14 protein-coding genes and 2 riboswitches are annotated in these 12581 nt (G+C 70.6%); of the genes, 10 read left to right on the forward strand and 4 right to left on the reverse strand.

Features of this window, described 5'->3' with window-relative positions:
* The first annotated feature begins 122 nt into the window (after window positions 1–122).
* Both HDA39_RS40990 and HDA39_RS40995 read left to right on the forward strand, forming a co-directional pair.
* Complete coding sequence (locus tag HDA39_RS40990) at window positions 123–965, forward strand: ABC transporter ATP-binding protein (RefSeq protein WP_184804972.1); 843 nt, start codon at window positions 123–125, stop codon at window positions 963–965.
* Window positions 962–1795, forward strand: a complete 834-nt coding sequence (locus HDA39_RS40995; RefSeq protein WP_184804975.1) for an ABC transporter permease — start codon at window positions 962–964, stop codon at window positions 1793–1795. The genes HDA39_RS40990 and HDA39_RS40995 overlap by 4 nt, the downstream gene beginning before the upstream one ends.
* Here the strand turns inward: HDA39_RS40995 and HDA39_RS41000 are convergent.
* On the reverse strand, window positions 1778–2515 hold the full coding sequence (locus HDA39_RS41000; protein WP_184804978.1) for a MerR family transcriptional regulator: 738 nt from the start codon (window positions 2513–2515) through the stop codon (window positions 1778–1780). The genes HDA39_RS40995 and HDA39_RS41000 overlap by 18 nt on opposite strands.
* A 55-nt stretch (window positions 2516–2570) precedes the next feature.
* Here HDA39_RS41000 and HDA39_RS41005 point away from each other — a divergent pair, with 55 nt between their 5' ends.
* On the forward strand, window positions 2571–2894 hold the full coding sequence (locus tag HDA39_RS41005; RefSeq protein WP_184804981.1) for a hypothetical protein: 324 nt from the start codon (window positions 2571–2573) through the stop codon (window positions 2892–2894).
* A 382-nt stretch (window positions 2895–3276) separates the two neighbouring features.
* Here the strand turns inward: HDA39_RS41005 and HDA39_RS41010 are convergent, their stop codons facing one another.
* Entirely contained in the window at window positions 3277–3768 is a 492-nt protein-coding gene (locus HDA39_RS41010) for a winged helix-turn-helix transcriptional regulator (protein WP_184804984.1), read from the reverse strand.
* A 55-nt stretch (window positions 3769–3823) separates the two neighbouring features.
* Here HDA39_RS41010 and HDA39_RS41015 point away from each other — a divergent pair, with 55 nt between their 5' ends.
* A complete protein-coding gene (locus HDA39_RS41015; RefSeq protein ID WP_337926108.1) occupies window positions 3824–4333 on the forward strand; it encodes a GNAT family N-acetyltransferase in 510 nt (169 codons plus the stop codon).
* A gap of 442 nt (window positions 4334–4775) precedes the next feature.
* Here HDA39_RS41015 and HDA39_RS41020 read toward each other — a convergent pair whose 3' ends face one another.
* Both HDA39_RS41020 and HDA39_RS41025 read right to left on the reverse strand, forming a co-directional pair.
* A complete protein-coding gene (locus HDA39_RS41020) occupies window positions 4776–5249 on the reverse strand; it encodes a carboxymuconolactone decarboxylase family protein (RefSeq protein ID WP_184804987.1) in 474 nt (157 codons plus the stop codon).
* Between the two features lie 81 nt (window positions 5250–5330).
* The gene (locus tag HDA39_RS41025) at window positions 5331–5756 is read right to left on the reverse strand and encodes a VOC family protein (RefSeq protein ID WP_184804990.1); all 426 of its coding nucleotides are present in this window, start codon (window positions 5754–5756) and stop codon (window positions 5331–5333) included.
* Between the two features lie 89 nt (window positions 5757–5845).
* On the opposite strand from HDA39_RS41025, the gene HDA39_RS41030 reads away from it, so the two are divergent.
* The 6 genes from HDA39_RS41030 (at window position 5846) to rox (ending at window position 12579) form a co-directional block, all read left to right on the forward strand.
* Window positions 5846–6826, forward strand: coding sequence for a helix-turn-helix transcriptional regulator (locus tag HDA39_RS41030; protein ID WP_184804993.1), 981 nt, complete (start codon window positions 5846–5848; stop codon window positions 6824–6826).
* Window positions 6827–6886: 60 nt separating this feature from the next.
* Window positions 6887–7933, forward strand: coding sequence for a mandelate racemase/muconate lactonizing enzyme family protein (locus HDA39_RS41035; RefSeq protein WP_184804996.1), 1047 nt, complete (start codon window positions 6887–6889; stop codon window positions 7931–7933).
* A 57-nt stretch (window positions 7934–7990) separates the two neighbouring features.
* Window positions 7991–8083, forward strand: a riboswitch (glycine riboswitch).
* Window positions 8084–8193: riboswitch (glycine riboswitch) on the forward strand.
* Window positions 8194–8238: 45 nt separating this feature from the next.
* The gene (gcvT, locus tag HDA39_RS41040) at window positions 8239–9342 is read left to right on the forward strand and encodes a glycine cleavage system aminomethyltransferase GcvT (RefSeq protein WP_184804999.1); all 1104 of its coding nucleotides are present in this window, start codon (window positions 8239–8241) and stop codon (window positions 9340–9342) included.
* A gap of 9 nt (window positions 9343–9351) precedes the next feature.
* Entirely contained in the window at window positions 9352–9732 is a 381-nt protein-coding gene (gene gcvH / locus HDA39_RS41045; RefSeq protein WP_184805002.1) for a glycine cleavage system protein GcvH, read from the forward strand.
* Window positions 9729–11021 carry a serine hydroxymethyltransferase gene (gene glyA / locus HDA39_RS41050; RefSeq protein ID WP_337926109.1) on the forward strand — a complete coding sequence of 431 codons (1293 nt, stop codon included), beginning with the start codon at window positions 9729–9731 and terminating at the stop codon, window positions 11019–11021. The genes gcvH and glyA overlap by 4 nt, the downstream gene beginning before the upstream one ends.
* Before the next feature lie 142 nt (window positions 11022–11163).
* The gene (gene rox / locus HDA39_RS41055; RefSeq protein ID WP_184805004.1) at window positions 11164–12579 is read left to right on the forward strand and encodes a rifampin monooxygenase; all 1416 of its coding nucleotides are present in this window, start codon (window positions 11164–11166) and stop codon (window positions 12577–12579) included.
* The last annotated feature ends 2 nt before the right edge of the window (window positions 12580–12581 follow it).

Genomic DNA, 12581 nt, shown 5'->3' on the forward strand with positions numbered 1-12581 from the left:
CAACGGCGGTGTGCATTCACCGTCAGTCCCATTGCATTGAATCGCTCGATCGGCTGAAAAACAAGGGTTTCGTGAGCCGGTGACCGTTGCCGGATCTGTGAACGCAATCTACGTTCACAGACATGGAAACGATAGACGTCCGCGGTTTGCGGATGCGGTACGGCGCCACCGACGTCCTGCACGACGTGAGCTTCACGACCGGTTCCGGCGAGGTGCTCGCGCTGCTCGGGCCGAACGGCGCGGGCAAGACCACCACGATTGAGATCCTCGAAGGCTTCCGGATCCGCTCGGCCGGGACGGTCGCCGTCCTGGGCGTCGATCCGGCGCGCGGCGACGAGGTTTGGCGGGCCAAGCTCGGCGTGGTCCTGCAGTCCTGGCGCGACCACGGCAAGTGGCGGGTCCGCGAGTTGCTCGCGCACCTCGGCCGGTACTACGCGGACCCCTGGGACGCCGACGAGCTGATCGAGCTGGTCGGCCTGAGCGATCGCGCGGACCACAAGATCAAGACGCTCTCGGGTGGTCAGCGCCGCCGGCTGGATGTTGCCATCGGCATCGTCGGCCGGCCGGAGCTGCTGTTCCTCGACGAGCCGACGACCGGCTTCGACCCGGTCGCCCGGCACGCCTTTCACGCGCTGGTCCGGCGGCTGGCGACCGAGCTGCACACGACGATCCTGCTCACGACGCACGATCTCGACGAGGCGAGCAAGCTGGCCGACCGGATCCTGATTCTCGCCGACGGCCGCGTCCTGGCGAGTGGGACGCCGGACGAGCTGACCCGCCAGATCGCCGGTCGCGACGAGGTCCGCTGGCGGGTCGGCGGTACGCCGTACGTGGAACTGACGGGGGAGTCGACGGCGTTCGCCCGCGAGCTCTTCACCCGGTACGGCGAGGCGGTGAGCGATCTGGAAGTGCGGCGGGCCCGGCTGGAGGACGCGTACCTGGCGCTGGTCGGAGGCGACCGATGAAGGCCTGGCGGCTGGGATGGGCGCGCGGGGTGGTCGAGCTGCGGCAGTCGTTCAGCAACGGGGGCGATCTGGTCAGCCATTTCCTGTGGCCGGTGCTGATGCTGGTGGCGCTGTTCTTCCTGCGGGACCGGGAGTTCGCGGGGACGGGGATCTTGCTGGGGACGTTGGCGCTGCCGAGCATTCTCGGGATGAACGCGGCGATGGGCATGGTCAGCATGAGTCAGCAGCTCACCGCGGACCGCGAGGACGGAACGTTGCTGCGGGCAAAGGCGACGCCGTACGGCGTACAGGCTTATCTGGTCGGGAAGGTGGTCTCGGTCGCCGGTGGGCTGATCGCGGATCTGGTGATCCTGTTCGTGCCGGCGATGTTCCTGGTGGACGGGCTGGTCTTCACGCCGCTGTCGTTGCTTTCGTTGCTGGGTGTGCTGCTGCTCGGGCTGGTCGCGACCTTGCCGATCGGCGCGATTCTGGGGTCGGCGTTCCCCAGTGCGCGGGCGCAGGGTCTGGTGCAGCTGCCGGTGCTGGCGATGATCGCGATCTCGGGGATCTTCTACCCGCTCACGGCGCTGCCCGGCTGGGTGCAGGTGGTCGCGCAGTTCTCGCCGATCTACTGGCTCGGGCTCGGCACCCGGTCGGCTTTGTTGCCAGATGCAACCGTCGTCGTCGAGGCCGGCGAGTCCTGGCGGTCCGTGGAGACGGTGCTGGTGCTCGGTGCGTGGGCTGTGGTCGGCCTGCTGATCGCGCCGGTGCTGCTGCGCCGGATGGCCCGCCGGGAGTCCGGTTCGTCGGTGGCAGTCCGCCGCGAGAAGGCGCTACAGCGCGTCGGGTGAGCCGAAGTGCGTGCGCGAGGCCTGCTTCTGGGCCTCCCGCCGTACGGCGGTCAGGAGCGCGTCGCCGAGCACGGTGCCGATGACCGCGCGCTCGGTGAGAGCGTCGAGGTCGTCGCCGGCGCGCTCGAGCCACTCCAGCTCCAGCTCGGCCAGGTGCGCGGCCGACGCCCGGTACGCGTCGAGCAGGTCCGCGATGTCACCGTGGCCGAGGTCTGTCGCGGCCGTGAGAACCTCGTCCACCGAGGTGGCGCGGTCCGGTGCCGCGGGCGGTGCCTCGGCTCCCGCTCCGGTCTCCGTCCGCGTCCCCGTCCCGGCTGCCGCCTGCGCTGCCGACCCGGCTCCCGCTCCTGGCCCGGTTCCCGCCCCGGCTCCCGCTCCCGTCCCGGCTCCCACCCCAGTTCCCGCTCGCGCTCCATCCCGCGCGCTCGCCCGCGCTCCCGTTCGCGCGGCGGAGACTGCACGTTGTGCCTCGCCCAGCGTGCTGTGGACGGTGCGCTCGGGGTCGTCGACAGCGGCGACGACCTGCTTGACGAGGGCGATCGGGAGGCCGCCCATTCCGATCATTGCCCGAAGCAAACGGATGCGGTGCAGGTGCGAGGCGTCGTACGAGACCTGGTTGTAGCCGGCCCGCTCGCCGCCGGGCAGCAGGCCCTCGCGGACGTAGTACTTGATCGTCGCCGGCGCCACACCGGACTGCTCGGCGAGCTCGTTGATCCGCATCCAGTTCCTCTCCAGGGCTTGATCGATAGTAGCACTATCGACTAGCGTCGACGGCATGCTGATTCTGCGTCTGGCCGCCGTGACGATCGCCGCCGTCACCGCGATGTTGCTGCTGATCGGCGACCATCCACCGGAGTTCGTCGTCGCGGATCTGCTGGTGGTCGCCCTGCTCACGATCGCCGCCGTACTGCCGGCCGCCCGCGGGGCTGGATTCGCGCTGGCCATCGGCTTCGGCGCCGGCCTGGGTGTCTTCACGGTGGCATTCGTCGGCACCCTCAACGAAGGCCCAGCAAGTTGGCCCCTCGCAACCGCGGTCCTCGGCTGCCTCGCGGGCCTCGCCCTGAGTTGGCGCCAGTACGGCGAACCCGCCCGCAGCTGACAGCTCGCCCAACTCCAACCGCCTGTGCCACCTGCCCGCGGCCCGCACGGCCTCTTGCCCGGCCCTGCCGGCGCGGCCGGCCCTGTCGCGCCCTGCCCGGCCCTGTCACGCCCGGTCCAGTCCCGCCCCGTCCGGTCCTACCCCGCCCGGTCCGGTTCGGTCCCGCCCCGCCCGGTCCCGCCCCGCCCGGTCCCGCCCCGTCCCGCCCCGTCCGGTCCGGTCCCGCCCTGCCCGGACCGGCCCGGACCGGACCGGCCCGGACCGGCCCGGACCGGCCCGGACCGGACCGGACCGGACCGGCCCGGACCGGACCGCTCGGCTCGGCCCGGAGGCTGAGCGCTCTGGGGGCCAGGTGCTTCGTGCACCCAGCGAGCGGTGCAGATCAGTCGACGATGCGAACCTGCGCCGACGGCCCAGGAGTGAACGCAACCTCGCGGGGCTCCGGTTCGTGTCCGCCCGCGCAGTGCATGGTCACGGTGACCTCCTCGCCACACCCGCGGTGGCGGGCGATGAGCGGGGGCCCGTCGTCGAGCGGCAGGTGCTCGTCGCCCCACTGGACCAGCGCGACCATCACCGGATACAGATCGAGCCCGGCCTGAGTCAGGCGGTACTCGTACCGCTCCCGCTGCCCAGGCAGCCGGTACGGAACACGCCGCAACAACCCCCGATCGATCAACCGAGCCAGCCGATCAGTGAGCACCTGCCGGGGGATCTCAGTCCGGGTCCGGATGTCCTCGAACCGCCGCAGCCCGACGAACACCTCACGCAGTACGTGGAACGTCCACTTCTCGCCGAGGATCTCCATCGTGCGCGAGATCGTGCAGTTCGCCGTCGACCAGCGCAGTGCCTCCGGGGCCGTCTCCTGATCGCTCATGCCACCACGATAAGTCCACTTGACAGACTCAGCCAACCCCAGCGACCCTCAATCTGTGAAGCAGACCCAGCTGATTCCGCCGCCACCCCGCCGTACGGACGACTTCGTGGTCCGCCGGGCCGCCCCGGACGACCACGGCAAACTCTCCGCGATGCTCGACGGCCTGTCCGAGCTGAGCCTGTACTTCCGGTTCCAGACCGCCGTCGGCCACCCACCCCGCGCCGCATTGATCGAGCCGCTGCTGAACTCGTCCGGCGACTCCTGGGTCGCCGAGCGCAACAACCACGTGGTCGCCCACGCGATGTGGGCCTGGGCCCACGGCACCACGGACACCCCCACCGCCGAGCTGGCCGCGATCGTCGCCGACCCGTACCAGGGCCGCGGCCTAGGCACCCGCATGCTGAACCTAGCCGCCACCCAGGCCCGCGCCGCCGGCGCCGAACAACTCCTCCTGGTCGTCAGCACCGCCAACGACCGAACCCTCCGCCTCATCCGCCGCCACTGGCCCAATGCCCCCACCGAACGAGACGGCCCCTTGATCAACTTCACCATCCCCACCACCTGACAACCCCGGACAGGCTTCGGTGGGTGAGTGAAGGGGGAGGAGGGAGCCGGTCGCCCCCGAAGCGCCAGCCGCCTCCGGCGACGGCGCGGTACGCCGGGCGCGGTCCCGCGGTACGCCGGGCGCGGCCCCGTGCGCGTACGGAAACGCCCGCGGGCCGCCGCTGGCCACTGCCCCACCGAACGCGACGGCCGTTGACCACCTCCACCATGCCCAGCACCTGACGGCCCCAGGCAGGCTTCGGTGGTGAACGAAGGGGGAGGAGAGAGCAGGGTCGCCCCGAAGCGCCAGTCGCCTTCGGCGACGGCGCGTTCCGGCTCGCGTTCCGGCTCGCGTTCCGGCTCGCGTTCCGGCTCGCGTTCCGGCTCGCGCCCCCGGCCCGTCCGCCCCCGCCCCTCCGCCAGGCCCGCGGGTGCGCGGATCGCCCGCGGGCCGTCGTACCGGGTCAGCCGAACATGCCTGGTTCGTAGGCGCCTGCCGGCTGCTGGATCATGACGTTGAGGCGGTTGTAGGTGTTGATGATCGCGATGACCGCGATCAAGACGACCAGTTCGTCTTCGGTGTAGTGCTTGGCGGCGTTGGCCCAGACCTCGTCGGAGACGCCGCCGGCGGCGTCGGCGATTCGGGTGCCTTCCTCGGCGAGTTCCAGGGCGGCGCGTTCGGCCTCGGTGAACACGGTTGCCTCGCGCCATGCGGCGACCAGGTTGAGGCGCTGGGCGGTTTCGCCGGCGGCGATGGCGTCCTTGAAGTGCATGTCGGTGCAGAAGCCGCAGCCGTTGATCTGGCTGGCGCGCAGCTTGACCAGCTCCTGGGTCGCCATCGGCAGGCTCGACCCGCCGACTGCCTTGCCGGCGGAGTTCACGTACTTCAGGATCTGACCGGCCAAAGCGTTGCCGTGCAGGTTGAGACGGGCGTCCATCAGGATCTCCTCCAGGTGTTTTCCTCTGTCACCCCTCTGACAGACAGCACCCACCCGGTTGTGACAGGCCCGCCGTGTGACTCACGTCTCCTGCGGCGCGACGGCGAGGTCGAGCACCCAGACCACCCCGAACCGGTCCTTCAGCATCCCGTACAGCGGCGACCAGGCGGCCGGGCCGAGGTCCTGTACGACGTCCGCGCCCTCAGCCAGTCCCTTCCAGTACGCCGTCAGCTCCGCCGGATCGCTGCCGCGCACGGACACGAAGACCGCGTTGACGCCGGGCTCGTACTGCATCCACGCCGGTACGTCGTACGCCATCACGTGGATCCCCTGGCCGCCCTGGACCTGCCCCCACATGATCTGATCGGCGGCCGCGGGGTCCTGCGCCAGTCCGGCGTCGCCGTAGGTGACCAGCGCGACCTCGCCGCCGAACACGGAGCGGTAGAACTCCAGCGCCTGCCGAGCGGCGCCGCGGAAGTTGAGGTGCGTGGTGGTGGTGATCGCCATCGTTGTTCTCCTCGAATGAGTCGGTGTGCCACCCACGCTAGAAACGATCGCGGCCACTTCCTGACCGCAATCCACGGCAGAATCGAAACATGGCGAACACGAGCTCCCGCACCCTCCGGCTGCTCTCCCTGCTGCAGGCCCGCCGATACTGGCCGGGCCCACTGCTCGCCGAGCGGCTCGAGGTGTCGCCGCGGACCCTGCGCCGCGACGTCGAGCGGCTGCGGGAGCTGGGCTACCCGGTCGACGCGAACCCGGGCGTCGACGGCGGGTACGCGCTGGCGCCCGGAGCGTCCCTGCCGCCGCTGGTGGTGGACGACGACGAGGCGATGGCGCTCGCGATCGCCGTCCAGTCGCACCTCGACGACCAGGCGGCGTTGCGGGCGCTGACCAAGATCGTCCAGGTGATGCCCCGGCGGCTGCGCGCTCGCCTCACCGCCGTCCGCTCGGCGACCACGACGGCGACCACGTCGGCGACCACGTCGGCGACCACGTCGACGACCACGGCGACGCCGATCGACCACGAGATCCTGACCACCCTGGCCCTCGCCTGCCGTGACTCCGAGCGGGTCCGCCTGCGCTACCGCGCGATCGACGGCAAGCGCACGCGGCGCGAGGTCGAGCCGTACCAGCTCGTCCCGTTCGGCCGCCGCTGGTACCTGGTGGCCTACGACCTCGACCGCCACGACTGGCGAACCTTCCGGATCGACCGCATCGCCGCCGCCGAAGGCGCCGGTACGCCGTACGGCCCGCGCCCTCTCCCGTACGACGACGTCGCCGAGTACGTCCGGGCCAACGTCCTCGGCGGATCACAGCAAGGCCCGTACGCCGTGGAGGTGGTCGTAGCGGCACCGGCCGAGACGGTCAGCGCGCACTTCGGCCGCTGGGCCGAGGTCCAGGTCGTCACGCCGACGAGCTGCCGGGTGCTGCTGGAGACGGACTCGCTCGACGGCCCGCTGTTCTCACTCGGTGCCCTCGGCACCGACTTCCACGTGGTCGGCCCGCCGGAACTCGCCGCGGCGGTACGGGATTGGGCCGCGAGGTTTGCGCGGTCCTCCAACGTTGCAGACTAGGCAGGGAACCACGCCGCCGAGGCGAAGACGCCGTAGTCGACGAACTCCGAAGGAGTCCAGATGACGTTGGACAGCCACTTCATCAGCCGTGTCGAGCGGTCGACGATCCGGTCGCGCTACCCGCGGACCATCGGGCGGAACGCCCGGCTCGGGAGTCATGGGGACGGCGGGGTCGACGACGTCGTGATCCTGCACACCGACACCGGGAAGTCCGGATGGGGCCTCGCGGCCGGGCCGGTTCCCGACGACGTGGTCGGGCGGTCGGTGGGGGAGCTGATCGATCCGGCCACGGGAGTGCGCGAGGCCGGGCTGCGGGGGCTGGACTTCGCGTTGCACGACCTGGCCGGCCACCTCCTGGATCTGCCGGTGCACGCGCTGCTCGGCGGCAAGGGCACCCGGACCATCCCGATCTACGACGGCGCGGTCTACTTCGCGGACCTCGATGCGGACGGCGTGGACGCCGTACTGGCGGACTGCGCGGCCGACGACGCGGCGGGCTATCGCGCGTTCAAGCTGAAGATCGGGCGCGGGAACCGCTGGATGGAACGGGCCGAAGGAGACGCCCGGGACATCGAGGTGACCCGGGCCGTGCGAGCGGCGTACCCGGAGCACCGGATCCTGGTGGACGCCAACGACGGCTACGACTGCGACGGGTTCATCGAGTATCTGAAGGCGGTCGCGGACTGCGACCTGTACTGGGTCGAGGAGCCGTTTCTCGACGACGCCGCCGACCTGGCCCGGCTCAAGAAGCACCTGCAGGGGTCGCCGACGTTGATCGCCGAGGGAGAGTCCGACCCGGATCTCGAGCCCCTGCTGGAGATCGCGGCCGACGGCGACATCGACGTCCTGCTGATGGACGTGGTGTCGTTCGGCCTGACCAGCTGGCGCGAGGTGATGCCGCGGGTCAGCTGCCAGGCGTCGCCGCACGCCTGGGGAGTTCCGCTCAAGACCTTGTACGCCGCGCAGATGGCGGCGGGCCTCGGCAATGTTCCGACGGTCGAGGGAGTGCCTGGTACGACGGACGGTGTCGACACCAGTGCCTACGAGTGGAAAGACGGCAACCTGACCGTGCCCGACCGCCCCGGCTTCGGCCTCACGCTCACCTGAGCCTTGCGCGCCCGGCCGGACCCCGCTTAGGGTGCGACCGACAACTGAACACGCTGTTGATCCGCGGCGGGAGAATCCTGCCGTCGTGCAGGTGCCGTAGGAGCAAATCCTCCCCGGGAATCTCTCAGGCCCCCGTACCGCCGTGGTCAGGCAACTCTGGAAAGCAGCCGGACAGCCGGCTCACCGACGGTGCAAGCGAAGCCCGCCAAGAACTCATCGGGCCGCGCGGAAACTCTCAGGTCCGATACAGAGCGGGGAGGAACCCCGATCTCGTGGCGCGCGCCACCTGGATTCTGGAGTTCCTCATGCCCACCCAGTACACCGCACTGCGCACCGAGCACGAGCGGCTCGGCGCGAACTTCACCGACTTCGGCGGCTGGCAGATGCCGCTCAAGTACCGGTCCGAACTGGCCGAGCACCACGCCGTACGACGCTCGGCCGGCCTCTTCGACCTGTCCCACATGGGCGAGGTCTGGGTGACCGGTCCGGACGCCGCGGCGTTCCTCGACCACGCCCTGGTCGGCAAGATCTCCGCGATGGCGGTCGGCAAGGCGAAGTACTCGCTGATCTGCGCCGAGGACGGTGGCGTGATCGACGACCTGATCACCTACCGGCGTCCTGAGGCGTTCCTGGTCGTCCCCAACGCCGGCAACGCCACGACAGTAGCCGCCGCGCTGACCGAGCGCGCCGAGAACTTCGACGTCACGGTCGACGACGCCTCCGCGCGGACCTCGCTGATCGCCGTCCAGGGCCCGCAGGCCGAGTCGATCCTGCTCCGGCTGATCCCGGTCGGGCAGCAGGAGTTCCTCACCACGCTCAGGTACTACGCGGCGGTCGAGATCACCGTGACCGACCTGAACCTGCTGGTCGCGCGCACCGGCTACACCGGTGAGGACGGCTTCGAGCTCTTCGTCGCGAACGACGACGCCACCGACGTCTGGCGCGCGATCGAGGCCGCGGCCGAGGACGGCGAGCTGACTCCGGCCGGCCTCGCGGCCCGCGACTCGCTCCGGCTGGAGGCCGGGATGCCGCTCTACGGCAACGAACTCTCCCGCGACGGCGACCCGTTCGCGGCCGGGCTCGGCGGAGTCGTTGCGTTGAGCAAGGAAGATTTCGTCGGCAAGGAAGCCCTTGCCCAGCGCAAAGAAGCGGGTTCGGCCCGCAAGCTCGTCGGCCTGACCGGTACCGGCCGGCGCGCGCCGCGCAGCCACTACCCGGTGCTCAAGGACGGCGTCGTCGTCGGCGAGATCACCTCCGGCCAGCCCAGCCCGACGCTCGGCGTACCGGTCGCTCTGGCGTACGTCGACCTCGAGCACGCCGAGCCCGGCACCGCGCTGGACGTCGACCTGCGCGGGACCCCGGAGCCGTTCGCAGTGACCGCTCTGCCCTTCTACCAGCGCCAGAAGTGAGGACCGACGATGCCAACAGTCAAGGCCGGCCTGCAGTACTCCGACGAGCACGAGTGGGTTGCCCGCGAGGAGGCCGGGACCGTCGCGGTCGGGATCTCCGCGATCGCGACCGACGCCCTCGGTGACATCGTGTACGTCGAACTGCCCGAGGTCGGCAGCACCGTGACCGCGGGGGAGACCTGCGGCGAGGTGGAGTCGACCAAGTCCGTCTCCGACCTGTTCTCCCCGGTGACCGGCGAGATCACCGAGGTCAACCCGGCCGTCACCGAGGACCCCGCGGCGATCAACGAGGACCCGTACGGCGTGTGGCTGTTCAAGGTGAACGCCACCGAGGACGGTCCGCTGCTGTCGGCCGAGGACTACGCGGCCAAGCACGGCGGTGACCTGTGAGCACCTTCCAGCAGATCGTTGCCCCGAGCCTCGATGCCGACCTGGCCGACCTCGACCCGGAGATCGCGGCGAAGATCGCCGACGAGCTGACCCGGCAGCGCGACGGCCTGGAGATGATCGCCTCGGAGAACCACACCGCCGCGGCCGTCATGCAGGCGCAGGGCTCGGTGCTCACCAACAAGTACGCCGAGGGCTACCCGGGCCGCCGGTACTACGGCGGTTGCGAGCACGTCGACGTGATCGAGCAGTTGGCGATCGACCGGGTGAAGGCGCTGTTCGGCGCTGCGTACGCGAACGTCCAGCCGCACTCGGGCGCGCAGGCGAACGCCTCCGTGATGCACGCGCTGATCCGTCCCGGCGACACGATCATGGGCCTCAACCTCGCGCACGGCGGTCACCTCACGCACGGCATGAAGATCAACTTCTCCGGCCGCCTGTACGACGTGATCCCGTACCAGGTGCGCCCGGACGACCACCGGATCGACATGGCCGAGGTCGAACGGCTCGCGCACGAGCACCGGCCGAAGCTGATCGTGGCCGGCTGGTCGGCGTACGCGCGGCACCTGGACTTCGCCGAGTTCCGGCGGATCGCCGATGCCGTCGACGCCTACCTGATGGTCGACATGGCACACTTCGCCGGCCTGGTCGCGGCCGGGCTGCACCCGTCGCCGGTGCCGCACGCGCACGTCACCACGTCGACGACGCACAAGACACTGGCTGGTCCGCGCGGCGGCATCATCCTGACCAACGACGCCGACCTGGCCAAGAAGCTCAACTCCGCCGTCTTCCCCGGCCAGCAGGGCGGACCGCTCGAGCACGTGATCGCGGGCAAGGCGGTGTCGTTCAAGATCGCGGCCTCCGAGGAGTTCCGCGAGCGCCAGGAGCGCGTGCTGGTGGGCGCGCGGATCCTGGCCGAGCGGCTGAACCGGCCGGACGTCGCCAAGCACGGCATCTCGGTGGTCTCCGGCGGGACCGACGTCCACCTGGTGCTGGTCGACCTGCGCGACTGCCTGCTCGACGGGCAGCAGGCCGAGGACCGGCTGGCCTCGATCGACATCACGGTCAACCGCAACGCCGTCCCGTTCGACCCGCGACCGCCGATGGTGACGTCGGGCTTGCGGATCGGTACGCCGGCGCTGGCGACCCGTGGTTTCGGCGAGCAGGCGTTCACCGAGGTGGCCGACATCATCGCCGAGGCACTGACCGCCGACGCCGAGGCGGACCTGTCCGACCTGCGCCACCGGGTCGCCGTACTGGCTGCCGCCCATCCGCTGTACGCCGGGGAGTAGGGGCCGGGCACAACAAAGGCAGAGAGAAAGAATCTCCCTGCCGTAATTAGGTTATAGCGCAGATGGGGACTTGCCGCAAGGCCCAGGGGGTGCTGGAGAATCCTGCGAGTTGCTGATCGACAGCTCGGGGAAATGGGGACTTGTGACTGAGGTACTTGTGGTGGGTAGTGGGCCGACGGGCTTGATGCTGGCGGCGGAGCTGCGGCTGCACGGGGTGGACGTGGTCGTGCTGGAGAAGGACTCCGCGCCGACCAAGGTGGTGCGGGCGATGGGCCTGCACGCGCGGTCGGTCGAGGTGATGGACCAGCGAGGGGTGCTCGAGCGGTTCCTCGCGGTCGGGACGCAGTACCCGGTCGCCGGATTCTTCGCGGGGATTCCGAAGCCGACGCCGGCGCTGGACTCGGCGCACGCGTACACGCTGGGGATGCCGCAGCCGGCGATCGACCGGATCCTGGCCGAGCGCGCGGTCGAGCTCGGGGCCGAGCTCCGGTACGGCGTCGAGGTGGTCGGGCTGAGCCAGGACGAGCGGGGTGTGGACGTCGAGCTGGCCGACGGGTCGCGGCTGCGGGCCGGGTACGTCGTCGGGTGCGACGGCGGCCGCAGTACGGTGCGCAAGCTGCTCGGGATCGGGTTCCCCGGTGAGCCGTCGCAGGTGGAGACGCTGCTCGGTGAGATGTCCGTGGGCGACCCGCTGGACACGGTGAACGCCGTGCAGAACGAGGTGCGCAAGACCGAGCGGCGGTTCGGCCTGATGCCGCTGGAGGACGGGGTGTTCCGGGTCGTCGTACCGGCGGACGGGCTGGCGGCGGACCGGAACGTGCCGCCGACGCTGGAGGAGGTCAAGCAGCAGCTGATGGTTGTCGCGGGCACCGATTTCGGGGTGCACTCGCCGCGCTGGCTGTCCCGGTTCGGGGACGCCACGCGGCTGGCCGACCGGTACCAGGTCGACCGGGTGCTGCTGGCCGGCGACGCGGCACACATCCACCCGCCGCTCGGCGGGCAGGGCCTCAACCTCGGCGTCCAGGACGCGTTCAACCTCGGCTGGAAGCTGGCCGCGGAGATCAACGGCTGGGCACCGGCCGGGTTGCTGGAGAGCTACGAGGCCGAGCGCCGTCCGGTGGGGGCCGCCGTACTGGACAGCACGCGGGCGCAGGGTGTCCTGATGTCGCTCGACGCCGGCCCGCAGGCGCTGCGGCGGCTGTTCACGGAGCTGATGGACTTCGAGGAGGTGAACCGGCTCCTGATCGAGCGGATCGTCGCGATCGACGTCCGGTACGACGTCGGCGAGGGCCACGAGCTGCTCGGGCGGCGGCTGCGGGACCTGGAGCTGAAGGGCGGCCGGCTGTACGCCCGGATGCACGAGGGCCGCGGCCTGCTGCTCGACCAGACCGGCCGGCTCTCGGTCACCGGCTGGGAGGACCGTGTCGACCACGTGGTCGACGTCAGCGAGGAGCTGGACGCCCCCGCCGTCCTGCTCCGCCCCGACGGCCATGTCGTCTGGGTCGGCGAGGACCAGACGGACCTGGCCACCCACCTCACCCGCTGGTTCGGGCGCTGACC

It is taken from the genome of Kribbella italica (assembly GCF_014205135.1).
GTDB classification, from domain to species: Bacteria; Actinomycetota; Actinomycetes; order Propionibacteriales; family Kribbellaceae; genus Kribbella; species Kribbella italica.

Coding starts and splice junctions, on each gene's coding strand:
- gcvH (WP_184805002.1), top strand. CDS start 9,352: ATGCCAACAGTCAAGGCCGGCCTGCAGTACTCCGACGAGCACGAGTGG.
- HDA39_RS40995 (WP_184804975.1), top strand. CDS start 962: ATGAAGGCCTGGCGGCTGGGATGGGCGCGCGGGGTGGTCGAGCTGCGG.
- HDA39_RS41030 (WP_184804993.1), top strand. CDS start 5,846: ATGGCGAACACGAGCTCCCGCACCCTCCGGCTGCTCTCCCTGCTGCAG.
- HDA39_RS41020 (WP_184804987.1), bottom strand. CDS start 5,249: ATGGACGCCCGTCTCAACCTGCACGGCAACGCTTTGGCCGGTCAGATC.
- HDA39_RS41025 (WP_184804990.1), bottom strand. CDS start 5,756: ATGGCGATCACCACCACCACGCACCTCAACTTCCGCGGCGCCGCTCGG.
- HDA39_RS40990 (WP_184804972.1), top strand. CDS start 123: ATGGAAACGATAGACGTCCGCGGTTTGCGGATGCGGTACGGCGCCACC.
- HDA39_RS41010 (WP_184804984.1), bottom strand. CDS start 3,768: ATGAGCGATCAGGAGACGGCCCCGGAGGCACTGCGCTGGTCGACGGCG.
- HDA39_RS41000 (WP_184804978.1), bottom strand. CDS start 2,515: ATGCGGATCAACGAGCTCGCCGAGCAGTCCGGTGTGGCGCCGGCGACG.
- gcvT (WP_184804999.1), top strand. CDS start 8,239: ATGCCCACCCAGTACACCGCACTGCGCACCGAGCACGAGCGGCTCGGC.
- HDA39_RS41035 (WP_184804996.1), top strand. CDS start 6,887: ATGACGTTGGACAGCCACTTCATCAGCCGTGTCGAGCGGTCGACGATC.
- HDA39_RS41005 (WP_184804981.1), top strand. CDS start 2,571: ATGCTGATTCTGCGTCTGGCCGCCGTGACGATCGCCGCCGTCACCGCG.